The organism is Streptomyces sennicomposti (genome assembly GCF_019890635.1).
Classification (GTDB): Bacteria; Actinomycetota; Actinomycetes; order Streptomycetales; family Streptomycetaceae; genus Streptomyces; species Streptomyces sennicomposti.
Genome location: NZ_JAIOAB010000045.1, coordinates 35,291 through 60,840, shown reverse-complemented (window position 1 = coordinate 60,840; position 25,550 = coordinate 35,291). Strand labels below are relative to the sequence as shown.

At 73.8% G+C, this 25,550-nt stretch carries 20 protein-coding genes; 10 read left to right on the top strand and 10 right to left on the bottom strand.

Going from position 1 to position 25,550, the window contains the following annotated elements; genetic code table 11:
- Window positions 1–586: 586 nt before the first annotated feature.
- On the top strand, window positions 587–1,582 hold the full coding sequence (gene trpS / locus K7787_RS22770; RefSeq protein WP_223002738.1) for a tryptophan--tRNA ligase: 996 nt from the start codon (window positions 587–589) through the stop codon (window positions 1,580–1,582).
- Between the two features lie 173 nt (window positions 1,583–1,755).
- On the opposite strand, the gene proC is transcribed toward trpS, so the two are convergent.
- The 4 genes from proC to K7787_RS22750 all read right to left on the bottom strand — a co-directional run bounded on the left by proC (window position 1,756) and on the right by K7787_RS22750 (window position 4,463).
- The gene (gene proC, locus K7787_RS22765; RefSeq protein WP_019982489.1) at window positions 1,756–2,565 is read right to left on the bottom strand and encodes a pyrroline-5-carboxylate reductase; all 810 of its coding nucleotides are present in this window, start codon (window positions 2,563–2,565) and stop codon (window positions 1,756–1,758) included.
- Between the two features lie 87 nt (window positions 2,566–2,652).
- A complete protein-coding gene (locus K7787_RS22760; protein ID WP_223002737.1) occupies window positions 2,653–3,447 on the bottom strand; it encodes a class I SAM-dependent methyltransferase in 795 nt (264 codons plus the stop codon).
- Between the two features lie 71 nt (window positions 3,448–3,518).
- On the bottom strand, window positions 3,519–4,025 hold the full coding sequence (locus tag K7787_RS22755; RefSeq protein ID WP_009189923.1) for a hypothetical protein: 507 nt from the start codon (window positions 4,023–4,025) through the stop codon (window positions 3,519–3,521).
- 114 nt (window positions 4,026–4,139) lie between these two features.
- Window positions 4,140–4,463 carry an SH3 domain-containing protein gene (locus K7787_RS22750; RefSeq protein WP_009189922.1) on the bottom strand — a complete coding sequence of 108 codons (324 nt, stop codon included), beginning with the start codon at window positions 4,461–4,463 and terminating at the stop codon, window positions 4,140–4,142.
- A gap of 183 nt (window positions 4,464–4,646) precedes the next feature.
- Here K7787_RS22750 and K7787_RS22745 point away from each other — a divergent pair, with 183 nt between their 5' ends.
- Window positions 4,647–6,797: a serine/threonine-protein kinase gene (locus tag K7787_RS22745; RefSeq protein ID WP_223002736.1), complete on the top strand. Its 2,151-nt coding sequence runs from the start codon at window positions 4,647–4,649 to the stop codon at window positions 6,795–6,797.
- A gap of 375 nt (window positions 6,798–7,172) precedes the next feature.
- Here K7787_RS22745 and ilvD read toward each other — a convergent pair whose 3' ends face one another.
- The 3 genes from ilvD to K7787_RS22730 form a co-directional block, all read right to left on the bottom strand.
- Window positions 7,173–9,026, bottom strand: a complete 1,854-nt coding sequence (gene ilvD, locus K7787_RS22740) for a dihydroxy-acid dehydratase (RefSeq protein WP_223002735.1) — start codon at window positions 9,024–9,026, stop codon at window positions 7,173–7,175.
- Window positions 9,027–9,235: 209 nt separating this feature from the next.
- Window positions 9,236–10,060 carry a sugar phosphate isomerase/epimerase family protein gene (locus K7787_RS22735; protein WP_009189919.1) on the bottom strand — a complete coding sequence of 275 codons (825 nt, stop codon included), beginning with the start codon at window positions 10,058–10,060 and terminating at the stop codon, window positions 9,236–9,238.
- Between the two features lie 231 nt (window positions 10,061–10,291).
- Window positions 10,292–11,224: a Ppx/GppA family phosphatase gene (locus K7787_RS22730; protein ID WP_169439788.1), complete on the bottom strand. Its 933-nt coding sequence runs from the start codon at window positions 11,222–11,224 to the stop codon at window positions 10,292–10,294.
- Between the two features lie 127 nt (window positions 11,225–11,351).
- Between K7787_RS22730 and K7787_RS22725 the strand changes: the two genes are divergently transcribed.
- Window positions 11,352–12,194, top strand: coding sequence for a DUF3109 family protein (locus tag K7787_RS22725; RefSeq protein WP_372456678.1), 843 nt, complete (start codon window positions 11,352–11,354; stop codon window positions 12,192–12,194).
- A gap of 276 nt (window positions 12,195–12,470) precedes the next feature.
- Here K7787_RS22725 and K7787_RS22720 read toward each other — a convergent pair whose 3' ends face one another.
- Window positions 12,471–14,177: a BACON domain-containing protein gene (locus tag K7787_RS22720; protein ID WP_223002734.1), complete on the bottom strand. Its 1,707-nt coding sequence runs from the start codon at window positions 14,175–14,177 to the stop codon at window positions 12,471–12,473.
- A gap of 243 nt (window positions 14,178–14,420) precedes the next feature.
- On the opposite strand from K7787_RS22720, the gene radA reads away from it, so the two are divergent.
- Together radA and disA are read left to right on the top strand one after the other, a co-directional pair.
- Window positions 14,421–15,833, top strand: a complete 1,413-nt coding sequence (radA, locus tag K7787_RS22715) for a DNA repair protein RadA (protein ID WP_009189915.1) — start codon at window positions 14,421–14,423, stop codon at window positions 15,831–15,833.
- Between the two features lie 82 nt (window positions 15,834–15,915).
- Window positions 15,916–17,040 (top strand): DNA integrity scanning diadenylate cyclase DisA, encoded by a 1,125-nt coding sequence (disA, locus tag K7787_RS22710; RefSeq protein ID WP_009189914.1) that lies wholly within the window; start codon window positions 15,916–15,918, stop codon window positions 17,038–17,040.
- A 227-nt stretch (window positions 17,041–17,267) separates the two neighbouring features.
- Here disA and K7787_RS22705 read toward each other — a convergent pair whose 3' ends face one another.
- A complete protein-coding gene (locus K7787_RS22705; RefSeq protein ID WP_223002733.1) occupies window positions 17,268–18,092 on the bottom strand; it encodes a hypothetical protein in 825 nt (274 codons plus the stop codon).
- Window positions 18,093–18,771: 679 nt separating this feature from the next.
- Here K7787_RS22705 and K7787_RS22700 point away from each other — a divergent pair.
- The 5 genes from K7787_RS22700 (at window position 18,772) to cseC (ending at window position 23,776) form a co-directional block, all read left to right on the top strand.
- Window positions 18,772–19,734 (top strand): iron-sulfur binding domain-containing protein, encoded by a 963-nt coding sequence (locus K7787_RS22700; RefSeq protein ID WP_043261128.1) that lies wholly within the window; start codon window positions 18,772–18,774, stop codon window positions 19,732–19,734.
- A 468-nt stretch (window positions 19,735–20,202) separates the two neighbouring features.
- Window positions 20,203–20,742: a SigE family RNA polymerase sigma factor gene (locus K7787_RS22695; protein ID WP_019982502.1), complete on the top strand. Its 540-nt coding sequence runs from the start codon at window positions 20,203–20,205 to the stop codon at window positions 20,740–20,742.
- Window positions 20,730–21,425: a hypothetical protein gene (locus K7787_RS22690; RefSeq protein ID WP_019982503.1), complete on the top strand. Its 696-nt coding sequence runs from the start codon at window positions 20,730–20,732 to the stop codon at window positions 21,423–21,425. The genes K7787_RS22695 and K7787_RS22690 overlap by 13 nt, the downstream gene beginning before the upstream one ends.
- A 276-nt stretch (window positions 21,426–21,701) precedes the next feature.
- Window positions 21,702–22,403: a two-component system response regulator CseB gene (cseB, locus tag K7787_RS22685; protein ID WP_009189909.1), complete on the top strand. Its 702-nt coding sequence runs from the start codon at window positions 21,702–21,704 to the stop codon at window positions 22,401–22,403.
- A gap of 11 nt (window positions 22,404–22,414) precedes the next feature.
- Entirely contained in the window at window positions 22,415–23,776 is a 1,362-nt protein-coding gene (cseC, locus tag K7787_RS22680; RefSeq protein ID WP_009189908.1) for a two-component system sensor histidine kinase CseC, read from the top strand.
- 62 nt (window positions 23,777–23,838) lie between these two features.
- Here the strand turns inward: cseC and K7787_RS22675 are convergent, their stop codons facing one another.
- Window positions 23,839–25,428: an MDR family MFS transporter gene (locus K7787_RS22675; protein WP_009189907.1), complete on the bottom strand. Its 1,590-nt coding sequence runs from the start codon at window positions 25,426–25,428 to the stop codon at window positions 23,839–23,841.
- Between the last annotated feature and the right edge of the window lie 122 nt (window positions 25,429–25,550).

Here is a 25,550-nt window from a genome sequence, read left to right as displayed (position 1 = left end):
GTGCTTTCCAGGTTCCCGCTTCCGCGTTTCCCTTTCCGCCGGTTCCGACTCTATCAGATCTTTTCTCGACCTGATCCCGAGTCAGCGCCACCCGGCGGAGCCGGATGTTATTGCTGTGTCTTCCCGGCCCGTTGGGCCGTTCCGACGAGTGAGACTTTAGCGGATTCCGTGTCCCCGAGCGAATCGGGGCTGCGTTCTCGCGAACGCGGATTCCTCATTCCGTGAATACACGCGCCAATGAACACGACGGCAGACGTAATGCACGACTGTCGTCGAAAGGCTTGAGTACTTGCGGAGTGGCTGCCCGGGGACCGACCGGAGTCGGGCTCTCACGTCGGACAACTCGGAGAACAGTACGGACGGAGGCGGGGTGTGTCAACTCGCTGCGGGACCGGCTCGGCGGGCGTACTCTCGTCGGCATGACGACGCGTACGTACAACCAGCAGTGGTGGCCCGCCTGACGGCGGCCGCGCTCACGTACGCAACCAACGGCCGCCGCCTCGGCGGCCGTTCTCGTTTCCCCCTCCAGGGCTCCCGGGGGCCGGCCGGTCGAGGCCGGCGGTCTCGACCAGGAGATGGAGTGGAGATGACACGGGTCTTCAGCGGGATCAAGCCGACCGGGCACCTGACGCTCGGGAACTACCTGGGCGCCATGCGGCGGTGGGCCGAGGTGGACCAGCACCGGGCGGACGCCCTGTTCTGCGTCGTGGACCTGCACGCGCTCACCGTGGACCACGACCCGGCGCGGGTGCGGCGGCTCAGCCGGCAGGCGGCGACGCTGCTGCTGGCGGCGGGCCTCGATCCGGAACGGTGCACGGTGTTCGTGCAGAGCCATGTGGACGAGCACGCGCGGCTGTCCTATCTGCTGGAGTGCGTGGCCACCGACGGCGAGATGCGGCGGATGATCCAGTACAAGGAGAAGGCCGCGCGGGAACAGGCGCGCGGCGGCAGCGTACGGCTGTCGCTGCTGACGTATCCGGTGCTGATGGCGGCGGACATCCTGGCGTACGGGACGGACGAGGTGCCGGTCGGGGACGACCAGACGCAGCATGTGGAGCTGGCGCGGGATCTGGCCGTGCGGTTCAACCACCGCTACGGGCACACCTTCACGGTGCCGAAGGCGACTTCGCCCGCGGTGGCGGCGCGGGTGATGAACCTCCAGGACCCGGCGTCGAAGATGGGGAAGTCCGACGACTCCGGTCCCGGCATCGTCTATCTGCTGGACGAGCCGGAGGTGACGCGCAAGAAGGTCATGCGGGCGGTGACCGACAGCGGGCAGGACGTCGTCTACGACCCGCAGGAGCGGCCGGGAGTCGCGAACCTGCTGGAGATCCTGGCCGCCTGCGAGGGCGGGGACCCGGCGGAGCTGGCCGGTTCCTACCACTCGTACGGCGCTTTGAAGAAGGACGCCGCGGAGGCGGTGGTCGACGTGCTCAGGCCGGTGCGGGAGCGGCACCGGGAACTGTGCGCGGACCCCGGGTATGTGGAGGAGGTGCTGCGGGCGGGCGCTCGGCGGGCGCGGGAGAGGGCGCGGCCGACGGTCGACGCGGCGTACCGGGCGATCGGGCTGCTGCCCGCCTGACGGGGGCGGCGGGCGGCGGGCGGTGTGCGCTGCCCGCCGCCCCGGTCGTGGGTCGGCAGTGGGCGGTGTGCGCCGCCCCTGCCGCCCGCCGTGGTGGGTCGGCGGTGTGCGCTGTGCCGCGCCGCCGTCGTGGGCCGGCGATGGGCGCTGTCCCGCCGCCCCGGTCCGGTGGGTCAGTTGTTGCCGGAGGCCAGTTCGCGGCTGCGGTCGCGGGCGGCCTCCAGCGCGGCGATGAGCGCGGCCCGCACGCCGTGGTTCTCCAGCTCGCGGATGGCGCTGATCGTCGTGCCGGCCGGCGAGGTGACGTTCTCGCGGAGCTTGACGGGGTGCTCGCCGCTGTCGCGGAGCATGACGGCGGCGCCGATGGCGGACTGGACGATCAGTTCGTGGGCCTTGTCGCGGGGCAGGCCGAGCAGGATGCCGGCGTCGGTCATGGCCTCGACCAGGTAGAAGAAGTAGGCCGGGCCCGAGCCGGACAGGGCGGTGCAGGCGTCCTGCTGGGACTCGGGGACGCGCAGCGTCTTGCCGACCGCGCCGAAGATCTCCTCGGCGTGGGCGAGGTGCGCGGGCGTGGCGTGGGTGCCGGCGGAGATGACGGACATCGCCTCGTCCACGAGGGCGGGCGTGTTCGTCATGACGCGGACGACCGGGGTGCCGGGAGCCAGGCGCTCCTCGAAGAACGCGGTCGGGATGCCCGCCGCGCCGCTGATGACCAGGCGGTCGGCGGGGATGTGCGGGGCGAGTTCGTCGAGGAGCGTGCCCATGTCCTGGGGCTTGACCGTGAGGATCAGGGTGTCGGCGTTCTTCGCGGCCTCCGGGTTGGTGACCGGGGTGACGCCGTAGCGGGCGCGGAGTTCTTCGGCCCGCTCGGGGCGGCGGGCGGTGACCAGGAGATCGGAGGCGGCCCAGCCGGCGCCGATCATTCCGCTGAGCAGGGCTTCGCCGATCTTGCCGGTGCCGAGGACTGCGACTTTCTGGCTCATGGGGCTCATCCTCGCACCGGCGGTGCGGTGGGCGGCGGCTTGTCCGGCTGGCGGAACGCGCCACCGCCGTGTCCCGGGGGCGGCGGGTCAGGGTATGACGGCGACGAGGAGGAAGACGTCGTAGATCTCCTCGACGACGCCGTCGGGGAAGTGCTTCAGCAGGTGCTCGCGCTCCTCGGTGAGGAACGCGGTCCGCTGGTCCTCCGGACAGACCAGGAAGAACGAGTGGCTGGCGATGTTGGCGAGGTGGGCGTCGAGGGGGACGCGGCGGCTCCAGCGCACCTGGCGGCGGGCGAAGTCGAGCCGTCCGGAGGGGTCGGCGCGCTCGGTGCGGGCGGCGCGCTGCACCTCGGCCGGCTTGTCGACGTCGAAGTAGCGGCCCACGCGGCGGCTCGCCTCCGCGATCCAGTCGACGTCGAGGGCGTCGGTGTTCCACCACAGGGCGAGCGCGCCGCCGGGGCGCAGCACGCGCAGCGCCTCGGGGACCGAGCGGGCGGGGTCGGTCCAGTGCCAGGCCTGGGCGTAGGTGAGGAGGTCGAGGGAGGCGTCGGCGAGGGGCAGGGCGTCGCCGCTGCCGCGGACGAGGGGGAGGGCGGGGTGGCCGCGGCGGAACTGGGCGGCCATGCCGTCGCCGGGTTCGACCGCCAGGACGCGGGCGCCGCGGTCGTGCAGGAGGGCGGTGGAGATGCCGGTGCCGGCCCCGACGTCGGCGACGCGGGCGCCGGCGAGGGGGCGGCCGGTGAGTTCCTCGACCGCGTCGAAGAGGGCGGGCGGGTAGGAGGGGCGGTGGGCGGCGTACGCGGCGGCGGCCGCGTTGAAGGAGTGGGCGCGGGCCTGGTGCGCGGCGGCGGAGTCCGGGGCGGGCGAGGGGGATGCGGTCATACAGCCATGATCGGTCGGCGGGCCGCCGGACGGGGGGTGTTTTACCGGAGGACTTGGACCGGGGCCCGGAATCAGGTGCGGCGGCGCTTCTTGGAGGGGTTGCCGGAGCGGCGGGTGGTGCGGCGGGCGTACTGCTCGCGGGCCTCCTCGTACTCCCGGCGGTGGAGTTTCTCGCCGGGGGCCTCGGTGAGGGAGCGGAAGAAGTAGGCGAGCAGGGAGCCGACGAAGCCGATGGCGAGCAGGCCGCGCAGGGAGGCCTGGCGGTCGGGGTCGGGGCGCTTGGTGAAGGCGTCCCAGGTGTGGCGGAAGGCGAGCGCGCTGCACACGGCGAACATCACGACGACGAGGAGGGAGACGAAGGCGCCCGAATCGGCGATCTGAAGGCCCTCGTAGGCGAAGCGCAGGACGAGGCAGGCGGCAGCGGCGGCGAGCAGCGAGCCGGCGGCGACGCCGGCGCGGCGGAGGGCGTAGCCGTGGTCGTGGCCGACCCAGGTGGTGCCGAAGAAGCGCAGGGGTTCGGGCCGGGGGCCGCCGGTGGGGGCCGCGGCCGCTTCCGGGGTGCCGTTGTCGTCGCTCACGGGACGATTATGGCGCGGGGCGGCCGCGGGCCCGGGGTGGGATCGGGGTCTCTCGTCCGGGCCGTGCCGGGCTGTGCCGGGCGGTGCCGGGCTCGGCCCGGACGAGAGGCCCTACTAGGAGCAGCGGGCGGCTACGTAGCCGTCGCTGCCGGTGTGGACGTAGGCGTCGGAGACGTACTGGCCGCTCGCGATGTTGTCCCAGATGTTCGAGGTGCCGTAGGGGCCGGTGACGGTGGTGCCGGGGCTCTGGCAGTAGATCGGCACCTGGGCGCCCTCGTTCAGGACGCGGACCAGGGCGTAGCCGGTGCCGGGGCCGCTGCGGACGTTGAGGCGGACGCCGGGGGCGACCGCGTAGTAGCGGACGGTCGCCGCCGCGAGACCGGCCGTGGCGGCGCGCGTCTCGTCGTCCTCGGCTCTTTCGGTGTGTTCGACAGACATGTGTTCCTCCCCCGTCGTCCCCCGGGCCTGCTGCCGTGGGGGTCCTGTGAACTGCGGCGAACCACGCCTTGAACGTCTGTGCGTGATTCGTACGGGAACGCTAGCAAGCCGCCTCGGTCCTGTCCGAGCCATCGACTAGGCTCCGTGCGTCGCGCGCGCGGCGGAACAGCACGGGGGTGGACCATGACGCCACAGCGCAGCACCGGAGCGGGCACGGAGGCGGACGTTCCGGAGTACGCCGGTCACTACCGTCTCGAGTCGTGTCTCGGCTCGGGCGGGATGGGCGTGGTGCATCTGGCCCGCAGCACTTCGGGGCTGAAGCTCGCGGTGAAGGTGGTGCACGCCGAGTTCGCCAAGGACCCCGAGTTCCGGGGGCGGTTCCGGCAGGAAGTGGCCGCCGCCCGCCGGGTGAGCGGGGCGTTCACGGCGTCGGTCGTCGACGCCGATCCGGAGGCCGCACGGCCGTGGATGGCCACGCTGTTCATTCCGGGGCCGACGCTGGCCGAGCAGGTGAAGCGGCACGGTCCGCTGTCTCCGGCGCAGGTGCGGCGGCTGATGGCGGGGCTCGCCGAGGCGCTGCGGGACATCCACCGGGTGGGTGTGGTCCACCGGGATCTCAAGCCGAGCAATGTGCTGCTCGCCGAGGACGGGCCGAAGGTGATCGACTTCGGCATCTCCCGGCCGAAGGACAGCGAACTGCGCACCGAGACGGGGAAGTTGATCGGCACGCCGCCGTTCATGGCGCCCGAGCAGTTCCGGCGGCCGCGTGAGGTGGGGCCGGCGGCGGACGTGTTCGCGCTGGGGTCCGTGCTGGTGCACGCGGCGACGGGGCGCGGGCCGTTCGACTCGGACAGCCCGTACATCGTCGCGTATCAGGTGGTGCACGACGAACCGGATCTGACCGGGGTACCGGAGGATCTCGCCCCGCTGGTGCTGCGCTGCCTGGCCAAGGAGCCCGAGGACCGGCCGACGCCCGACGAGCTGATGCGCGAGCTGCGCAGCACGGCGGCCTCGTACGACACGCAGGCGTTCGTACCGGACCGGTGGGCGGAGGACGCGGGCGGCAGGGACGGCGCCGCGGGATCCGGCTCGGACGCGGAGTCCGGCCCGGACGCGGAGCGCATGGACGCGGGGGCGGGCGCGGACGGCGGCCGGCGCAGGCGGCGCGTCTTCGGCGGGCGGACGCGCGGGCGGACGGCCGCGGCGGCGGGGGCGCTCGGGCTGATCGCGGCCGGCACGTTCGCCTCGCTCCAGTGGTTCGCGGACGACGGCACCGCGCCCGTGAGCGCGAGTGCGGGCACCAGCGCGGCCGCGTTCGACGCGTGGGCGGTGCGGCCGGTGGCCGGGAAGCAGGCGGCGCCGCAGTGCTCGTACGGCGCGGGCGCGCTGTTCTGCGCGCAGTCCGGGGAGGTCTACGCCCTGTCCCCGGCCGACGGCGCGGTGCGGTGGCGGCGGTCCGTCGCGCAGACGGGTGCGGGCGCGCCGGTCCTCTCGGGAGGACTGGTGTACGTGCCCACGGCGGACGGCCGGCAGCTGGCCGCGCTCGACCCCGCCATGGGCCGGACGCGCGCGCTGCGGCAGGCGCCCGCGCAGGGCGGGTGGGCCTTCGCGGGCGACACGCTGCTGCTCGTCGGCGCGGACGGGACGGTCACCGGTGTGGACAGCGCCTCGGGCCGCACCCGCTGGAGCGGTCCGGTGCCCGGGTACACCGCGCCGTCGTTCGTCTCGTTCCCCGGGGACCCGCTGGCCTATGCGACGAGCACGTCCGCCGACGGGGCGTGGACGCGGGTGGTGGCGGTGGTGCCCGGCACCGGGGCCGTGCGCTGGGAGGCCCGGCTGAAGGGCTCGCTGCGGCCGGTGGGCGCCGAGGGCGGTTCGGTGTACTTCCTCGGCCTGGACCCGGTGTACGGGGACGCGCGGGCGGTCGTCCGGTACACGCCGGGCAGCAAGGCGGTGCGGCGGGTGACGCTGCCCGTGCCCCGGCCGGAGGCGCAGGCGCAGGTGCGGGACGGCGTGGTCCGGCTGCTGGCGGCCGGCGGCACCCTGGAGGCCGTCGACATGGCGGCGGGCCGGCAGCTGTGGGAGGTGGAGACGGCCGTGAGCCGCGGCTCGGCACCGGTCTCGGACGCCCGGCACGTGTACGTCAGCGCGGCGGACGGGCGGCTGCTCGCCGTGGACGCGCGGACGGGCCGGCTGGTGGGGCAGACCCCGCCCCGGCTCGGCGGCCTGGCGGGCACGCTGGCCGCGCCGGTGCTCGCGGGCGGCCGGGTGTACGCGGGCGCGCCGGACGGCACGGTGTTCGCCGTCGACGGGGAGCAGCCGACGGGGTGGTGAGGGGGCCCTCCGGGCGGGGCGGCTTGCGTGGCCGGGCGGCTTGTAAGGCGGGCTGCGGGCGGGGCGGCTTGCGTGGGGCGGGCTGCGGGCCGGGCGGCTTGTGGGCCGAGCGGCTTGTGGGCCGAGCTGCGGGCGGGGGGCGCGGGGCGCGGGCTTCCGGCGGCCGGGCGATCGCCGGTGGTGGGGTGGCCACCGGGCGTTCAGGTGGTTGCTCGGCGGCGGGCGTGGGGGCGGTGGCGCGGGCCCCGGCTGGGGGGCTGCCCTCGCCGGCCGGTGAGGGCGGTGCCCGGCCGGGGACGTGGCGAGGGGCCGCTCCCGGGTGGGGCGGCCCCTCGGGGTGTCGTGCGGGTCAGCCGAGGCGCGAGACCGTGCGGGTCAGCCGAGGCGCGAGACGTCGCGGACGGCGCCCTTGTCCGCGCTGGTGGCCATCGCGGCGTAGGCGCGCAGGGCGGCGGTGACCTTGCGGTCGCGGTTCTTCGGGGCGTACGCGCCGTTCAGGGCCTGCTCGCGGCGGGCCAGCTCCGTCTCGTCCACCAGGAGTTCGATGGTGCGGTTCGGGATGTCGATGCGGATGCGGTCGCCGTCCTCGACGAGCGCGATGGCGCCGCCGGAGGCCGCCTCCGGGGAGGCGTGGCCGATGGACAGGCCCGAGGTGCCGCCGGAGAAGCGGCCGTCGGTGATCAGGGCGCACTTCTTGCCCAGGCCCCGGCCCTTCAGGTACGAGGTCGGGTAGAGCATCTCCTGCATGCCGGGGCCGCCCTTGGGGCCCTCGTAGCGGATGACGACGACGTCGCCCTCCTTGATCTGCTGGGTCAGGATCTTCTGGACGGCCTCCTCCTGCGACTCGCAGACGACGGCCGGGCCCTCGAAGGTCCAGATCGACTCGTCCACGCCGGCCGTCTTCACCACGCAGCCGTCGACGGCGAGGTTGCCCTTGAGGACCGCGAGGCCGCCGTCCTTGGAGTAGGCGTGCTCCAGGGAGCGGATGCAGCCGCCCTCGGCGTCGGTGTCCAGGGCCTCCCAGCGCTCGGACTGGGAGAACGCCTCGGCGGAGCGGACGCAGCCGGGGGCCGCGTGCCACAGCTCGACCGCCTCGGGCGAGGGGGAGCCGCCGCGCACGTCCCAGGTCTTGAGCCAGTCGGCCAGGGAGGGGCTGTGCACGGCGTGCACGTCCTCGTTGAGCAGGCCGGCCCGGTGCAGTTCGCCGAGGAGGGCGGGGATGCCGCCGGCGCGGTGCACGTCCTCCATGTAGTACGTGCGGTCCTTGGCGACGTTCGGGGCGACCTTGGCCAGGCAGGGCACGCGGCGCGAGACGGCGTCGATCTCTTCCAGGCCGAAGGGGACGCCCGCCTCCTGGGCGGCGGCCAGCAGGTGCAGGATCGTGTTGGTGGAGCCGCCCATCGCGATGTCGAGGGCCATCGCGTTCTCGAACGCCTGGAAGGTGGCGATGTGGCGGGGCAGGACCGTCTCGTCGTCCTGCTCGTAGTAGCGGCGGGTGATGTCCATGACCGTGCGGGCCGCGTCCTCGTACAGGGCGCGGCGGGCGGTGTGGGTGGCGAGGACCGAGCCGTTGCCGGGCAGGGAGAGGCCGATGGCCTCGGTGAGGCAGTTCATCGAGTTGGCGGTGAACATGCCGGAACAGCTGCCGCAGGTCGGACAGGCGTTCTCCTCGATACGGAGGATGTCCTCGTCGGAGATCTTGTCGTTGGCGGCGTCGGCGATGGCGTCGATCAGGTCCAGGGTGCGGACGGTGCCGTCGACCAGGGTGGCGCGGCCGGCTTCCATGGGGCCGCCGGAGACGAAGACCGTCGGGATGTTGAGGCGCAGCGCGGCCATCAGCATGCCCGGGGTGATCTTGTCGCAGTTGGAGATGCAGACCAGGGCGTCGGCGCAGTGCGCCTCGACCATGTATTCGACGCTGTCGGCGATCAGGTCGCGCGAGGGCAGCGAGTAGAGCATGCCGCCGTGGCCCATCGCGATGCCGTCGTCCACGGCGATGGTGTTGAACTCGCGCGGGATGCCGCCCGCCTCGCGGACCGCCTCGCTGACGATCCGGCCGACCGGCGCGAGGTGGGTGTGGCCGGGGACGAACTCGGTGAAGCTGTTGGCGATGGCGATGATCGGCTTCCGGCCGATGTCCGCACCGGGTACACCGGAGGCACGCATAAGGGCGCGGGCGCCCGCCATGTTGCGGCCGTGGGTGACTGTGCGGGACCTCAGCTCGGGCATCGTCGCTCGCTCCTTCGGAGAGTTCTGCCGGGCAGTTCTGCCGGACCGGCCGGGTGGCGGCCGGTGTCGGCCGGTTGTCGGCCGTGGCATCGTGGCAGAGTTCTGACTCGGTCGAGCGTACGCCGGTCATCCAGGGTTCGGGACGGGGTGTCCGGAATGCGGGACGGGTGTCTCGCGTGCCGCACGCCCGCGCCGCGGTCGGCGCACGGTCAGTGGCGGGGTACGCGGACCGAGGACGCCAGGTGGAGGCGGGTGAACGCCAGCGCCTCGGCGAGGTCGGCCTCGCGCTCCGCGCTCGACATGGCGCGACGGGTGTTGACCTCGATCACGACGTGGCCGTCGAAGCCGGAGCCGGCGAGACGTTCCAGCAGTTCGGCGCAGGGCTGGTTGCCGCGCCCGGGCACCAGGTGCTCGTCCTTGGCGGAGCCCTTGCCGTCGGCGAGGTGGACGTGGCCGAGGCGGTCGCCCATCCGGTCCACCATCTTCAGCGCGTCGGTACGGGCGGTCGCCGCGTGGCTGAGGTCGATCGTGAAGTGCCGGTAGTCGTCCCTGGTGACGTCCCAGTCGGGGGCGTAGGCGAGCATCTCGCGGTCGCGGTAGCGCCAGGGGTACATGTTCTCGACGGCGAACCGCACATCCGTCTCGTTCGCCATCCGCCAGATTCCGGTCACGAAGTCCCGGGCGTACTGGCGCTGCCAGCGGAAGGGCGGGTGGACGACGACGGTGCTCGCGCCGAGCTTCTCGGCCGCCGCGCGGGCCCGCTGGAGCTTGACCCAGGGGTCGGTGGACCACACCCGCTGCGTGATCAGCAGACAGGGCGCGTGCACGGCGAGGATGGGTATCCCGTGGTAGTCGCTGAGTCTGCGCAGCGCTTCGATGTCCTGGCTGACCGGGTCCGTCCACACCATGACCTCGACGCCGTCGTAACCGAGGCGCGCGGCGATCTCGAAGGCCGTCGCCGTCGACTCCGGATAGACGGAAGCCGTCGACAGGGCGACCTTCGCATCCGGGACGCGCACGACTGGCTCTGCCATGGGGGACAGGTTACGGGGTGCGGTGTGCCCCTGCGGGGCGGCTCGGGGTGGTTGTGGGGTTCGTCATGTGGGGGGCGGCCGGGGCGCGGAGGGGCGGGGCGCAGCCCCGCACACGAAGGGGCGCGGGGAACTGCGCGGGTGACCACGACGCACCCGCACCCGCCAAGCCGAGAGAAGCCCCCCACCCCTTAGGCGCCCCCCGAAAACCCCCGGGCGCACCCCGAGACATCCCTACGCCGAACCCATGTGATCCAGCCGCCGCAGGATCACACCCTCCCGCAGCGCCCACGGGCAGATCTCCAGCCGTTCCACCCCGAACAGATCCATCGCCCCCTCGGCGACCAGCGCCCCGGCGAGCAGCTGGGTGGCGCGGCCGTCGGAGACGCCGGGCAGCTCCGCCCGCTCCTGAGCCGTCATCGCGGCGAGCCTCGGCACCCACGCCTCCAGCGACTCCCGCTTCAGTTCCCGCTGCACGTACAGCCCGTCGGCGGACCGCGCCGCCCCGGCGATCCGGGCGAGCTGCCGGAACGTCTTCGAGGTGGCGACCACGTGGTCGGGCGCCCCGAAGCGGCTGAACTCGCCGACCGTGCGCGCGATCTCCGTGCGGACGTGCCGCCGCAGGGCGCGGACGTCCTCGGGGTCGGGCGGGTCGCCGGGCAGCCAGCCCGCGGTGAGGCGGCCCGCGCCGAGCGGCAGCGACACCGCCGCGTCGGGTTCCTCGTCGATGCCGTAGGCGATCTCCAGGGAGCCGCCGCCGATGTCCAGGACCAGCAGCTTGCCCGCCGACCAGCCGAACCAGCGGCGGGCGGCGAGGAAGGTGAGGCGCGCCTCCTCCGCTCCGCTGAGCACCTGGAGCCGTACGCCCGTCTCCTCGCGCACGCGCGCGAGGACGTCGTCGGCGTTGCCCGCCTCGCGCACGGCGGAGGTCGCGAACGGCAGCAGGTCCTCGACGCCCTTGTCCTCGGCGGCCTGGAGGGCGTCCCGCAGGACCGCGATCAGCCGCTCCACGCCCTCGGCGCCGATGGAGCCGTCCGCGTCGAGGAGCTGGGCGAGGCGCAGTTCCACCTTGTGCGAGTGCGCGGGCAGCGGGCGCGCGCCGGGGTGCGCGTCGACCACCAGCAGATGCACCGTGTTCGAACCCACGTCGAGGACACCGAGTCTCATGTAGGGAACGCTACTGCCACCCGGCCCGCCGTCCGCCCCGGTCGCCCGGATCGCCCGTTTCCTCTCCCGGCCGGTCCCCGGTCCGCGGCGGTCCCGGCGTGCTGGCCGGGCGACTTACCCTGGACGCGTGCCAAAGACGAAAAAGGCGAAGACCGATAAATCGGCGGACCCGGCGAAGGCGGCGAAGCCGGGGAGGAAGGGCTCGGTGACGGAAGCCGACGAGAAGGGGCTCGACTTCGCGCGCGCGTGGGTGGAGTTCCCGGACCCGGCGGACGACGAGCAGGTCTTCCGCTGCGATCTGACATGGCTGACCTCCCGCTGGAACTGCATCTTCGGCAGCGGCTGCCAGGGCATCCAGGAGGGCCGCGCGGAGGACGGGTGCTGCACGCTGGGCGCCCACTTCTCCGACGAGGAGGACGAGCAGCGGGTCGCCGGGCACGTGGCGAGGCTGACGCCGGACATCTGGCAGAACCACGCGGAGGGCGCCCGCAACGGCTGGGTGTCCGAGGACGAGGAGGGCTCCCGGCAGACGCGTCCCTTCCAGGGGTCGTGCATCTTCCAGAACCGGCCGGGGTTCGCGGGCGGCATGGGCTGCTCGCTGCACATCCTGGCGCTGCGGGAGGGCCGGGAGCCGCTGGAGACCAAGCCGGACGTGTGCTGGCAGCTGCCGATCCGGCGGACCTTCGAGTGGATCGACCGCCCCGACGACACGCGGGTGCTGCAGGTGTCGATCGGCGAGTACGACCGCCGGGGCTGGGGTCCGGGCGGTCACGACCTGCACTGGTGGTGCACGTCGGCGACCTCCGCGCACGGTGCGGGCGACCCGGTGTACGTCTCGTACCGGGCGGAGCTGACCGAGCTGATGGGCAAGGCCGGCTACGACCGTCTGGTGGAGCTGTGCGAGGTGCGGCTGGCCGGTCAGCTGCCCCTGCTGGCCCCGCATCCGGCGGACCCGGCCCCGCCGGCGTGACCCCGTCCTTGCGGCGACGCCCCGCCCTTGTGGCATCGGACCGCCCTGTGGCATCGGCCCGCCCTGTGGCGTCGGCCTGATCCCGGCGGCATCGGCCTGATCCCGGCGGCCCTGGACCCGGCAGCCCTGGACCGGGCGGCCCCTGATCCCGGCGGCCCCTGGACCGGGCGGCCTGGTCCCGGCCGGCGGCGTTGCGCCCGGTCCCGCTCGTGTGATCTTCGGTCCGGCCCGCCTCCCCCGCCCCGACTCCGGCCCGCCTCCCCGCCCCGATCCCGTCTAGCTGTTCGACGGGCTCGGGGCGGTGCTGTTCTCCGGGGTCGTCGGGGGCGGGCTGTCCGGGGTGGTCGGGGGCGGGTCCGTAGGGGGCGGGGTGGGGCTGGGCGAGGTGGTCGGCGGGGACTGGGACGGGTCGGGGCTCGTCGTCGCGGTCGGGGTCGGGTGCGGGTCGCCCGACGGGGAAGGGTCGGCCGGGGCGGTGGCGGAGGGGGTCGGGGCGGTGCCGTAGCCGTCGATGGTGACCACCGTGCGGGCGGGCGCGATCATGACGCGGGCGCTCCAGTGGCCGGACGGTTCGCGCAGGTGGTCGACGTAGACCTTGACCGTCACCGTCTCCCCCGGCCGCAGCGTCCCGGCGGAGCGGCTGAGGTAGAGCCAGGGCGCGTCGGCGGCCGCCGTCCAGTGGACCTCGGCGGGGCCGGACGCGGTGAGGGTGACGAGCGTGGTGTCGCCGGTGCTCGCCGCGGCGACGGTGAGGCGGCCGTCCGCGTGACCGGTTCCGCCGGTTCCGGCGACGCTCACCGAGACGGCGGGGCGCCCGCTCGCGCGCGGGCCGCCGCCGGGTCCGGTGTCGGTGTCGGTGTCGGCGGTGTTCACGTAGCCGCCGGTCGGGGTGGCGCCGGCCAGGGCGCCCGGATCGCCCGCCTCGTGCGCGGTGGCCGACGGGCCGCCCGGACCCTCGCCGGTCGCGGTGCCCCGGTAGGCGGCCCACAGAGCGAGCACGGGCGCGGCGACCACGGTGGCGACGACGGTCGTCGTGACGGCACGCGCGCGGAGGCGGTCCCGGCGGGCGGCGCGGTCCTTGGGGTCCATCGGGAAGCCGCGCCGGTCGAAGCGCGGGGCCGCGCCCCGCGCGCGCGGGTGGTGCGCCATGGCGGTGCGCAGGGCGGCGCGGGGCGCGGTGAGCACGGGCAGTTCGGCGGGGGTGACGCAGGCGCCGGGCCACCGGCCGGGGACCGCGCGCTCGGCGGTACGGCGGCAGCGCGGACAGTCGTCCACGTGCCGGACGAGTTCGCGCCGCAGCGCCGTGCTGAGCACGAACCCGTCGGGGCCGGCGAGCACCGCCACGCCCGGGCAGCCGCCCGTCTCGACCACGGCGAGCGCGGCGCGGGTGCGCTCGACCTCGCAGGCGGCGGAGGCGAGCAGTTCGCGGGCGGCGGCCAGGCCGAGGCCGAGGACGGCGGCGACCTCGTGGGCGGTCAGGCGGTGGCGGACGGCGAGTTCCAGGGCCTCGCGCTGCTCCGGGGTGGTGCCGGCGGCCTCCGGCCAGGCCAGCAGGGCCAGTTCGCGCCGCCGGACCTCCTGGACCTCCTCCGGGACGGGCGCGGCGGTGCGGTCCGGGCGGCGGCGGTGGTCGCCGGGGCGGCCGGCGGCGTGCGTGGCCTGCCGCTGCTGCCGGGCGGCGGCGAGCCGGCGCAGGCACGCCCAGCGGGCCAGCGCGTAGAGCCAGGCCCTGCGCTCCGGCGCGTTCTCCGGGCCGCGCTGTCCGCGCCGCTCGGCGCACGCGAGCGCCTCGCCGAGGGCGGCCGTCGCCGCCTCGTGGTCGCACAGGACGGACAGGCAGTAGGTGAACAGGCCGTCGAGGTGGGGCTCGTAGCAGGCGGGCGGGTGCTCGGCCAGGGTGCGCGCGGCGGCGCGGTCGCGCGCCTCGCGGTGTGCCCGGTGCGCACCGGTCGTGCGGGTCGAGGTCTCCGGACTGCTGCTCATCACCCGTGCGACCGTAGGCGGCCGGGGATCGTCCGTTCTCCCCCGTTGCGCACTTTTAATCCGTACGGGTGAAACGATCCCTCAAAAGAGGAGCGGCGTCTTCCGTATAAGCGGATGGGTTCATTCCGCGACCTCTCCGCCACGGCTCGACCACGCCTCGGGCGCGACCCCACCACGCCCCTGTTCGATTTCGTTCGAATACGGGGGGACGCGTTGTCAGTGGCGGCCGCTACGGTTTCCCCCATGGCTGCCCGTACCAAGACCACCAAGGACCGACCGTCCTACCGCTGCACCGAGTGCGGCTGGCAGACGGCCAAGTGGCTCGGCCGCTGCCCCGAGTGCCAGGCCTGGGGCACGGTCGAGGAGTACGGCAGCGCGCCCGCGGTCCGCACCACCGCGCCCGGCCGGGTCACCACCTCCGCCCTGCCCATCGGCCAGGTCGACGGCCGGCAGGCCACCGCCCGCTCCACCGGCGTGCCCGAGCTGGACCGGGTGCTCGGCGGCGGACTGGTCCCCGGCGCGGTCGTCCTGCTCGCGGGCGAGCCCGGGGTCGGCAAGTCCACGCTGCTGCTGGACGTGGCCGCCAAGGCCGCCGACGACGAGCACCGCACGCTGTACGTCACGGGCGAGGAGTCCGCCAGCCAGGTCAGGCTGCGCGCCGACCGCATCGGCGCCCTCGACGACCACCTCTACCTCGCCGCCGAGACCGACCTCGCCGCCGTCCTCGGCCATCTGGACGCGGTCAAGCCCTCGCTGCTGATCCTCGACTCGGTGCAGACGGTGGCCTCCCCCGAGATCGACGGCGCGCCCGGCGGCATGGCGCAGGTGCGCGAGGTCGCCGGCGCGCTGATCCGCGCCTCCAAGGAGCGCGGCATGTCCACGCTGCTGGTGGGCCATGTCACCAAGGACGGCGCGATCGCCGGCCCCCGGCTGCTGGAGCACCTGGTGGACGTGGTGCTGCACTTCGAGGGCGACCGGCACGCGCGGCTGCGCCTGGTCCGAGGCGTCAAGAACCGTTACGGCGCGACGGACGAGGTCGGCTGCTTCGAACTGCACGACGAGGGCATCACGGGCCTCGCCGACCCCAGCGGCCTGTTCCTGACCCGGCGCGCCGAGCCGGTGCCCGGCACCTGCCTCACCGTCACCCTGGAGGGCCGCCGCCCGCTGGTCGCCGAGGTGCAGGCGCTCACCGTCGACTCGCAGATCCCCTCCCCGCGCCGCACCACCTCGGGCCTGGAGACCTCCCGGGTGTCGATGATGCTGGCCGTGCTGGAGCAGCGGGGCCGGATCAGCGCGCTCGGCAAGCGGGACATCTACTCGGCCACCGTCGGCGGCGTGAAGCTGTCCGAGCCGGCCGCCGACCTCGCCGTCGCCCTCGCCCTGGCCTCCGCCGCCAGCGACACCCCGCTCCCGAAGAACCTGGTCGCGATCGGCGAGGTGGGCCTGGCGGGCGAGGTCAGACGGGTCACCGGCGTCCAGCGGCGGCTCTCGGAGGCGCACCGCCTGGGCTTCACGCACGCGCTCGTGCCGGGCGACCCGGGGAAGATCCCGGCGGGGATGAAGGTGCTGGAAGTGGCCGACATAGGGGACGCGCTGCGGGTGCTGCCCCGCTCCCGTCGCCGAGAGGCCCCGCGGGAGCAGGAGGACCGCCGGTAGACTTTGCCCTGGTCTCGCCCGTCCGTACGAACCGTGTGTGCGAAACGGGAGCGCCTGAAGAACCCGCGACCGGAGGAGTGCAGTGGCAGCCAACGACCGGGCAGCAGCTCCCGGAAAGTCCGGTGGGAGTTCCGGCGCCGATGGCCTGATGCGCGCCTCGCTGAGCGCCGTGGCGCCCGGCACCGCCCTGCGGGACGGACTGGAGCGGGTCCTGCGCGGCAACACCGGCGGACTGATCGTGCTGGGCTCCGACAAGACGGTCGAGTCGATGTGCACGGGCGGCTTCGTGCTGGACGTCGAGTTCACGGCGACCCGGCTGCGGGAGCTGTGCAAGCTGGACGGCGGCATCGTGCTGTCCTCGGACCTGTCGAAGATCCTGCGGGCCGGCGTGCAGCTGGTGCCGGACCCGACGATTCCCACCGAGGAGACCGGCACCCGGCACCGCACCGCGGACCGGGTCAGCAAGCAGGTCAACTACCCGGTGGTCTCCGTCTCCCAGTCCATGCGGCTGATCGCCCTCTACGTCGACGGGCAGCGCCGCGTCCTGGAGGACTCCGCGGCGATCCTCTCCCGCGCCAACCAGGCCCTGGCCACCCTGGAGCGCTACAAGCTCCGCCTGGACGAGGTCGCGGGCACGCTGTCCGCGCTGGAGATCGAGGACCTGGTCACGGTCCGGGACGTCTCGGCGGTCGCGCAGCGCCTGGAGATGGTGCGCCGCATCGCCACCGAGATCGCCGAGTACGTGGTGGAGCTGGGCACCGACGGGCGTCTCCTCGCCCTCCAGCTGGACGAGTTGATCGCGGGCGTGGAGCCCGAGCGGGAACTCGTCGTCCGGGACTACGTCCCCGAGCCCACCGCCAAGCGCTCCCGCACGGTGGACGAGGCGCTCGCCGAACTCGACAAGCTCTCCCAGGCCGAGCTGCTGGAGGTGTCCACCGTCGCCCGCGCGCTGGGCTACACCGGCTCGCCCGAGACCCTGGACTCCGCGGTCTCCCCGCGCGGCTTCCGGCTGCTGGCCAAGGTGCCGCGGCTGCCCGGCGCGATCATCGACCGGCTGGTCGAGCACTTCGGCGGCCTGCAGAAGCTGCTCGCCGCCAGCGTGGACGACCTCCAGACGGTGGACGGCGTCGGCGAGGCGCGGGCGCGCAGCGTCCGCGAGGGACTGTCGCGGCTGGCGGAGTCGTCGATCCTGGAACGGTACGTCTGACCCTGCGGGGCGGTTCCGGGGCGGGACGCTCAGCCTCCGGGGCGGGACGCTCAGTCTCCGGGGCGCTGAGCCTTCGGGGTGTTTCGCCTCCGGGCGCCGAGCCTTCGGGTGTTCCTCCCCGGGGCGCTGGGCCTTCACAGCCGGGTGAGTGCCCGGCCTTCCGAGGTGTCGGGGCCGGTGGCGGCGGGGTCGGTCCGCCGCCAGGACGTCAGTCCGCCGACAGGGTGTCAGTCCGCCGACAGGACGAAGGACGTCTGGAGCTTGCCGTAGCCCGGGACCTTCGCCTGCACCAGATACGTGCCCGGCGCGGCCGTGCCCGCCGGGGGCGTGGCGCACTGGGGAGCGCTCGGCTTGCGGTCCCACCGCACGGTGTGGGTGATCGCGCCCTTCGCCGGCACCCGGAACAGCAGGCTCCCGGCGGTCTTCGGGCAGTCGGCCGAGGACCAGTAGTCGTCGCTGCTGTTGGCCGGAGTGACGGTCAGGACGGCGGACTTGGGACCGAGGTCCACCTTGCAGTCCTTGCCGGCGGTGCTCTTCGCGACCAGCTCGAAGGTGGGCGTCTCGCCGGGGCCGTAGGAGTTGCGCACGCTGCGCAGGCTCAACTGGACCGTGCCGGTGGTGCAGTCGGGCAGCGAGCTGCCGGCCGGGAGTACGGCGCCGCCCGTGCCGCCGCCCTGGGCGCCGTCGTCCGTGCCGCCGCCGACTCCGGAACCGTTTCCGCTGCCGCCCGTACCGGCGTCACCGCCCGTACCCGAGCCGGAACCCGTTCCGCTTCCGGATCCGGTGGAGCCGCCACCGCCGGACTCGTCGCGTCCGCCGGGGCGTTGGCTGATCGCGGGACCCGACTCGGAGGGGCCCGGCGTGATGGTGGAGGGGCTGGGATTCTTGCCGTCGGAACCGCCGCCGTTGTTCTGGTGTCCGCCCCCGCCGCCCGAGGTGGTGATCCAGACGATCAGCAGGGCCAGCAGGGCGACCGCGGACAGCAGAAGCACCCGCCGTCGCCAGTAGATGGAGGCGGGAAGCGGCCCGATCGGATTGCGCAGAGATCCCACGGCCCAAACTGTACGAGAGATCCAGGACTTACCCTGCGCCACCCGCCGCGCCGACCACAACTTTTCCGGATCATCATTCCGGAAACCTTCCGCAACTCGCCGATCCCGGTGGGCCGCGCCGCCCGCCGGTCGCACTGCGTAAGCGAATTCGCGCCGCCGGTACGGTCGGTGACGGCGCGTCGCGTGGGGCGCGTGAAGTGGGCTTCGTGCGCGGGGAGTTCCGTGGATCTGCTTCGGGCGCGGGTGCCGCGGCCGGTGCCGCGTGTCGCCGCCGGGACGGAGGCTCGGGCGGAGCCCGGGCGAAGCCCGGGCGGGTGCGACGCCTCCAGCCGCGCCGCGCGCCCCGTCGGCCCTAACGCCCGCCGCCGTGCGCGGGGGCGCCTCTCACCTCCGTACGAACACAGGTGCCCCCGCCCGACCCGTACGCGGATCTCGCCTCTCCCGCCCGACCCGTACGCCGGCCTCTGCACCGGTCTCGCCGCCCCGCCCACCCAGCGGGCGCCGCCGCCCCCTCCCCGCCCGGCCCCCGCACCCGCACCGCCTCGCCGAAGGAACCCGTCGCCCCTCCCCCGCCGCCCAGGGCGACCCACCGGTCTCCCCGCCCCCCGCCAGGGGCGACCCACCGCCCGGCCTCACCTCACACGGCCGCGCGCCGACACGTGGCAGGATCGGAAGGGTCATGACTGCGCCCACACTGCCCCCGCACAGCAGCCCCACTGCCCCGGCCCCCGCCACCGACGGCCCCGCCGACGCCCCCGGCGTCCCGCTCGGCGAGACCCTGCACACCCAGGTCATCACCTGGTTCGACGGCAACGCCCGAGACCTGCCCTGGCGGCGCGCCGACGCCGGCGCCTGGGGCGTGATGGTCAGCGAGTTCATGCTCCAGCAGACGCCCGTCAACCGCGTGCTGCCCGTCTACGAACAGTGGCTCGAACGCTGGCCGCGCCCCGCCGACCTCGCCAAGGAGGCCCCCGGCGAGGCCGTCCGCGCCTGGGGCCGGCTCGGATACCCGCGCCGCGCCCTGCGCCTGCACGGCGCCGCGGTCGCCATAACGGAACGGCACGGCGGCGACGTGCCGACCGAGCACGCGCAACTCCTCGCCCTGCCCGGGATCGGCGAGTACACGGCCGCCGCGGTCGCCTCCTTCGCCTACGGGCAGCGGCACGCCGTGCTCGACACCAACGTCCGGCGCGTCCTGGCGCGCGCGGTCACCGGTGTGCAGTACCCGCCGAACGCCACCACCGCCGCCGAACGCCGCCTCGCCCGCGCCCTGCTGCCCGAGGACGAGCGGACCGCCGCCCGCTGGGCCGCCGCCTCCATGGAACTGGGCGCGCTGGTGTGCACGGCGAAGAACGAGTCCTGCCACCGGTGCCCGATCTCCGGGCACTGCGCCTGGCGGCTGGCCGGCAAGCCGGAGCACGACGGCCCGCCGCGCCGGGGCCAGACGTACGCCGGTACGGACCGGCAGGTGCGCGGCAAGCTGCTCGCCGTGCTGCGGGAGGCCCACACGCCGGTCCCGCAGACGGTGCTCGACCGGGTGTGGCACGAGCCGGTCCAGCGGGCCCGCGCCTTGGACGGGCTGGTCGCCGACGGTCTGGTGGAACCGCTGCCGGGCGGCCTCTACCGACTGCCCCTGACCTGAACCGACCGAACCGACCGACCCGACCCGCACCGACCCGGCCCGCACCGGCCCAATCGTCGCCCCTGATCCGCTCTTCCGATACGAAGCCCTCGCGCACCCCCGCTCCAGCCGGTCCGGCCCACGCCTGACACCCCGTCAGCACACAGGTCGATGACAGGCGGTGGGGCGGCGCGGGGGCTTCGTGTCACAGGAACGCGCGCTGTTTCACCGTGTCGTGAGGGGGCAAATCACCCCAAAAAAGGGCCAATCAGGGCCGCCCCTCTACCCCGTCACGTCGTCCGTTACACAACCGACGCACAGCCGAGGGCTGACCGCAGGCTGCTTCGGACAGCGCCGTGACAACCCCTCCGTACCTTCAGTTGCGTGCCCGACGGGCACCGGACGGCTGCCGACCACAGCTCGTCCGCGGCACGGCTTGAGATCCGGCGGAACACGGGCCGGGACACGGGGAAGCGGAGGCGGTTGATCATGGCGCAGAGCGAGGTGCTCGAGTTCGAGGAGTACGTGCGCACCCGGCAGGACGCGCTGCTGCGCAGCGCGCGCCGTCTGGTGCCCGACCCGATCGACGCGCAGGACCTGCTGCAGACGGCGCTGGTGCGGACGTACGGCCGCTGGGACGGCATCGCCGACAAGCGCCTCGCGGACGCCTATCTGCGCCGCGTCATGATCAACACGCGGACCGAGTGGTGGCGGGCCCGGAAGCTGGAGGAGGTCCCCACCGAGCAGCTCCCGGACGCGTGCGTCGACGACTCCACCGAGCAGCACGCCGACCGCGCGCTGCTGATGGACATCATGAAAGTTCTGGCTCCCAAGCAGCGCAGCGTCGTCGTGCTGCGACACTGGGAGCAGATGTCCACGGAGGAGACGGCCGCGGCCCTCGGCATGTCCGCGGGTACGGTCAAGAGCACGCTGCACCGGGCGCTCGCCCGGCTCCGCGAGGAGCTGGAGGCCCGCGATCTGGACGCACGCGCGCTGGAGCGTGAGGAGCGGGAGCGTTGCGCGGCCTGACCGGCGAGGCCGGTGCCGAACCGGAGTCCGACGAGGCGCGGGGCACCTTGCAGGCGGCGTTCACGGCGGTGTCCGTGCTCGCCGCCCTCGGCCTTTTGGTGTCCGCCTGCGGTACGGGGGGCACGGGCGCCCGTGACGAGGGCCCCGCCCACACCGGCAGCTCGGCGGCGGGCGCGGTGGCCTCCGCCGCTCCGGCCGCGAGCGACACTCCGCAGCCGGCGGTGGACCCGGTCCGGCTGCTCAAGGACGACCCGAAGGTCTCGGCGACGGTCAAGCACGGTCTCAAGCCGTGCTCGGGCGACGAGTACCCGGTCGACGTGTCCTACGGCAAGCTGACCGGCGGCTCCGCCGACGACATCGTGGTGAACGTGCTGACCTGCGGAGACGCGGTCGGCATCGGCGCGTATGTGTACCGTGGCCGGGGCGATCGGTACGAGAACGTGTTCGCGACCGAGGAGCCTCCGGTCTATGCCGAGATCGACCGCGGCGACCTCGTGGTCACCAAACAGGTGTACGAGAAGGGCGACCCGGTGTCGAATCCGTCCGGCGAGGACGTGATCACCTACCGCTGGTCGGGCCGGGCGTTCACCAAGGCGTTCAGCACCCGCAACGAGTACAGCAAGGCCGTCGGCGGCGCGACCGCGACCCAGGCCCCGGCCCCGGTACCCGTCCCGGACAGCTGACCGCGGGACAATGCCGGTGACGCGATCCGGCCGGACGGACGGCCGGATGGCCGAAGCCGTGGACCGGCGTGAACCGATCGGGGCCCCCGGTCCGATGTGCTGGTGGACGGCGTTTCGGACCCGAGGACGTTCGTACGGGCTGCGGCCTCGTACCCGGCCGGGCCGCGGCCCGTACGCCCGTACGCGGCGCACGCGGGGCGGGATGAACGCGGCGCGCGCCCGACGCGTCCACACAGTGAGCACCATTCGAAGCAGACGAGGACTGAGAGCACCGGGATGGCAGAGCAGACCCACGTCCTGTTCGTGGAGGACGACGACGTCATCCGCGAGGCCACGCAGCTCGCCCTGGAGCGGGACGGCTTCGCGGTCACCGCGATGCCCGACGGGCTGTCGGGGCTGGAGGCGTTCCGGGCGGACCGTCCCGACATCGCGCTGCTGGACGTGATGGTCCCCGGCCTCGACGGCGTCAGCCTGTGCCGCCGCATCCGCGACGAGTCGACGGTCCCGGTGATCATGCTGTCGGCGCGCGCCGACTCCATCGACGTCGTCCTCGGTCTGGAGGCCGGCGCCGACGACTACGTGACCAAGCCGTTCGACGGGGCGGTGCTGGTGGCCCGTATCCGCGCGGTGCTGCGCCGCTTCGGGCACGCGGGCGGCGCGCGGGCCGCCGCGGACTCCGGCGAGGTGGACGGCGGGGTGCTGACCTTCGGCGATCTGGAGGTCGACACCGACGGGATGGAGGTGCGAAGGGCCGGCCGGCCGGTCGCGCTCACCCCGACCGAGATGCGGCTGCTGCTGGAGTTCTCCTCCGCGCCGGGCACCGTCCTGTCCCGCGACAAGCTGCTGGAGCGGGTGTGGGACTACGGCTGGGGCGGTGACACCCGGGTCGTGGACGTCCATGTGCAGCGGCTGCGCACGAAGATCGGCCAGGACCGCATCGAGACGGTCCGCGGCTTCGGCTACAAGCTGAAGGCCTGAGCGGGGCGGCCATGCGGGGGATCACGCGGCGGCTGCTGCCGAAGTGCGCGGGGCGGCCGGGCATCCGTACCGGGCTGCGCTGGAAGCTGAGCGCCGCCATCGCGCTGGTGGGCGCGCTGGTGGCGATCGCGCTGAGCCTGGTCGTGCACGACGCCGCCCGGGTGTCGATGCTCGACAACGCGCGCGATCTCGCCGACACCCGGCTCACGCTCGCCCAGCCGATCTACGAGCGGCCGGGCCGGCGCCCGGCCTCCTCCGTCTTCAAGATCGACGACCCGCTGCTGCCGCCCGAGCTGCAGCGCAAGGTCCAGGAGGGCCGGCGGGCCACCTACGTCACCGACCGTCCCGGCGGCGCCCCGGACATCTGGGCGGCCATGCCGATCAAGGGCGGGCACGTGCTCTCCCTGCACACGCGGTTCACCGACCGCAGCGCGAACATCCTCCGGGACCTCGACCGGGCGCTGGTGATCGGCTCGATCTCGGCCGTCCTCGGCGGCAGCGCCCTCGGGGTGCTGATCGGCGGCCAGCTCTCCGGCCGGCTGCGCAAGGCGGCCGCCGCCGCGAACCAGGTCGCCAAGGGCGAGCCGGACGTACGGGTCCGGGACGCCATCGGCGGCGTCGTACGCGACGAGACCGACGATCTGGCGCGGGCGGTGGACGCGATGGCGGACGCGTTGCAGCAGCGGCTGGAGGCGGAGCGGCGGGTCACCGCCGACATCGCGCACGAGCTGCGCACCCCGGTGACCGGGCTGCTGACCGCCGCCGAGCTGCTGCCGCCGGGCCGGCCCACGGAGCTGGTCCTGGACCGGGCCAAGGCGATGCGCACGCTGGTGGAGGACGTCCTGGAGGTCGCCCGGCTCGACGGCGCCTCCGAGCGGGCCGAACTGCAGGACCTCGTGCTCGGCGAGTTCGTCGCCCGGCGGGTGGCGGCCAAGGACCCGGACGTCCAGGTGCGGGTGGTGCACGAGTCGATGGTCACCACCGATCCGCGGCGGCTGGAGCGGGTGCTGTTCAATCTGCTCGCCAACGCCGCCCGGCACGGCCGGCCGCCGATCGAGGTGACCGTGGAGGGCCGGGTGATCCGGGTGCGCGACCACGGGCCGGGCTTCCCGGAGGCCCTGCTCGCCGAGGGGCCGAGCCGTTTCCGCACCGGCAGCGCGGACCGGGCCGGGCGCGGCCATGGCCTCGGCCTGACCATCGCGGCCGGTCAGGCCCGCGTCCTCGGCGCCCGGCTGACCTTCCGCAACGTACGCCCGGCGGGCGCGCCCGAGGGCGTGCCGGCCGAGGGCGCGGTCGCCGTGCTGTGGCTCCCGGAGCACGCCCCGACGAACACGGGCAGCTATCCGATGCTGCCGCAGCAGCAGAACAGCTGACGCGCGAAGGGCCCCCGGCGGTGTGCCGGGGGCCCTTCGGGCGGGAGGGACGCGGGAGCGGCTCAGACCGTCTCGGCCAGGCCCTCGCGGGCCGCGGTGTCGCCGTCCTGGGGCTTCGCCGGGGCGGGGCCGGTGCCCTTGAGCGGGACCTCCTTGACGAAGACCGCCAGGACCAGCGCGATCACTCCGATCGCCGAGCCGAGCAGGAACGCGGAGTGCGTACCGGCGGAGACGGCGTGCTGGTAGGCCTCGCGGGCCACGGCCGGCAGCTTCTCCAGGCTCTTGGCGTCCAGCTGCGCGGACTTCTCCGTCATCTTGGAGCCCAGCGCGCCGGCCCGCTCGGTCATCTCGTGCTGGACCCGGTTGTTGAACAGCGCGCCCATGATCGCCACGCCGAAGGACGAGCCGAGGGTGCGGAAGAGGGTGGTGGACGAGGACGCCACGCCCATGTCCTTCATCTCCACGCTGTTCTGCGCGACCAGCATGGTGATCTGCATCAGACAGCCCATGCCCGCGCCGAGCACCGCCATGTAGAGGCCGGAGGTGAGGCGGGTGGTGTCGGTGTCCATGAGGGACAGCAGGTAGAGGCCCACGACCATCAGGACGCCGCCGGCGATCGGGAAGATCTTGTAGCGGCCGCTGTTGGTGGTGACCCGGCCCGCGATCATCGACACGACCAGCATCGCGCCCAGCATGGGCAGCAGCAGCAGACCGGAGTTGGTCGCGGAGGCGCCCTGCACCGCCTGCTGGTACAGCGGCAGGAACAGCACCGCGCCGAACATCACGAAGCCGGTGATGAAGCCGATCAGCGACATCAGGGTGAAGTTGCGGCTGCGGAAGATGTGCAACGGCACGATCGGCTCGGCGGCCTTGGTCTGCCAGAACACGAACCCGACCAGCGCGACCACGCCGATCGCGATCAGCTCCATGATCCGCGCGGAGGTCCAGGCGTACTCGGTGCCGCCCCAGGTGGTGACGAGGACGATCGAGCTGATGCCGAGGGTGAGCAGGGCGGCGCCGAGGTAGTCGACCCGCGCCTGCGAGCGCTTCCTCGGCAGGTGCAGGACGAGGCTGACCGCGACGAGCGCCACCGCGCCGAGCGGCAGGTTGATGTAGAAGGCCCAGCGCCAGCCCCAGTTGTCGGTGATGGTGCCGCCGACCAGCGGACCGCCGATCATCGCCAGCGCCATGACGCCGGCCATCATGCCCTGGTACTTGCCCCGCTCCCGGGGCGGGATCAGGTCGCCGATGATGGCCATGACGCCCACCATCAGACCGCCGGCGCCCAGGCCCTGGACCGCGCGGAAGCCGATCAGCTGGCCCATGTCCTGCGCCATGCCGCTGAGCGCGGAGCCGACCAGGAAGAGCACGATCGAGGTCATGAAGGCGCCCTTGCGCCCGTACATGTCGCCGAGCTTGCCCCACAGCGGCGTGGCCGCGGCGGTGGCCAGGGTGTAGGCGGTCACCACCCACGACAGATGCTGCAGACCGCCCAGCTCGCCCACGATCGTCGGCATCGCGGTGCCCACGATCATGTTGTCGAGCATCGCGAGCATCATCGCGATCATGAGTGCGAGCAGGACGACCCGCACACTCTTCGGCTGTTTCCCGGCCGGCGCGGTGTCCGTCCCGGCTATCGCTGCGTCCGCCATCGTTCCCTGCTCCCCCAGTTGGGCCTGGTACTTACTTGCCGCCCGGCAAGTTACTACACTCTGGAAGGTAGAGGTTCACTAGCCGGGCGTCAAGTAAGTTTTCGCCGACCGGCCGGCAGGTA

What these genes read in the sequence shown, in the direction of transcription:
- trpS (WP_223002738.1), top strand. Translation starts at nt 587, where the DNA reads ATGACACGGGTCTTCAGCGGGATCAAGCCGACCGGGCACCTGACGCTC.
- proC (WP_019982489.1), bottom strand. Translation starts at nt 2,565, where the DNA reads ATGAGCCAGAAAGTCGCAGTCCTCGGCACCGGCAAGATCGGCGAAGCC.
- K7787_RS22760 (WP_223002737.1), bottom strand. Translation starts at nt 3,447, where the DNA reads ATGACCGCATCCCCCTCGCCCGCCCCGGACTCCGCCGCCGCGCACCAG.
- K7787_RS22750 (WP_009189922.1), bottom strand. Translation starts at nt 4,463, where the DNA reads ATGTCTGTCGAACACACCGAAAGAGCCGAGGACGACGAGACGCGCGCC.
- K7787_RS22745 (WP_223002736.1), top strand. Translation starts at nt 4,647, where the DNA reads ATGACGCCACAGCGCAGCACCGGAGCGGGCACGGAGGCGGACGTTCCG.
- ilvD (WP_223002735.1), bottom strand. Translation starts at nt 9,026, where the DNA reads ATGCCCGAGCTGAGGTCCCGCACAGTCACCCACGGCCGCAACATGGCG.
- K7787_RS22735 (WP_009189919.1), bottom strand. Translation starts at nt 10,060, where the DNA reads ATGGCAGAGCCAGTCGTGCGCGTCCCGGATGCGAAGGTCGCCCTGTCG.
- K7787_RS22730 (WP_169439788.1), bottom strand. Translation starts at nt 11,224, where the DNA reads ATGAGACTCGGTGTCCTCGACGTGGGTTCGAACACGGTGCATCTGCTG.
- K7787_RS22720 (WP_223002734.1), bottom strand. Translation starts at nt 14,177, where the DNA reads ATGAGCAGCAGTCCGGAGACCTCGACCCGCACGACCGGTGCGCACCGG.
- radA (WP_009189915.1), top strand. Translation starts at nt 14,421, where the DNA reads ATGGCTGCCCGTACCAAGACCACCAAGGACCGACCGTCCTACCGCTGC.
- K7787_RS22700 (WP_043261128.1), top strand. Translation starts at nt 18,772, where the DNA reads ATGACTGCGCCCACACTGCCCCCGCACAGCAGCCCCACTGCCCCGGCC.
- K7787_RS22695 (WP_019982502.1), top strand. Translation starts at nt 20,203, where the DNA reads ATGGCGCAGAGCGAGGTGCTCGAGTTCGAGGAGTACGTGCGCACCCGG.
- cseB (WP_009189909.1), top strand. Translation starts at nt 21,702, where the DNA reads ATGGCAGAGCAGACCCACGTCCTGTTCGTGGAGGACGACGACGTCATC.
- cseC (WP_009189908.1), top strand. Translation starts at nt 22,415, where the DNA reads ATGCGGGGGATCACGCGGCGGCTGCTGCCGAAGTGCGCGGGGCGGCCG.
- K7787_RS22675 (WP_009189907.1), bottom strand. Translation starts at nt 25,428, where the DNA reads ATGGCGGACGCAGCGATAGCCGGGACGGACACCGCGCCGGCCGGGAAA.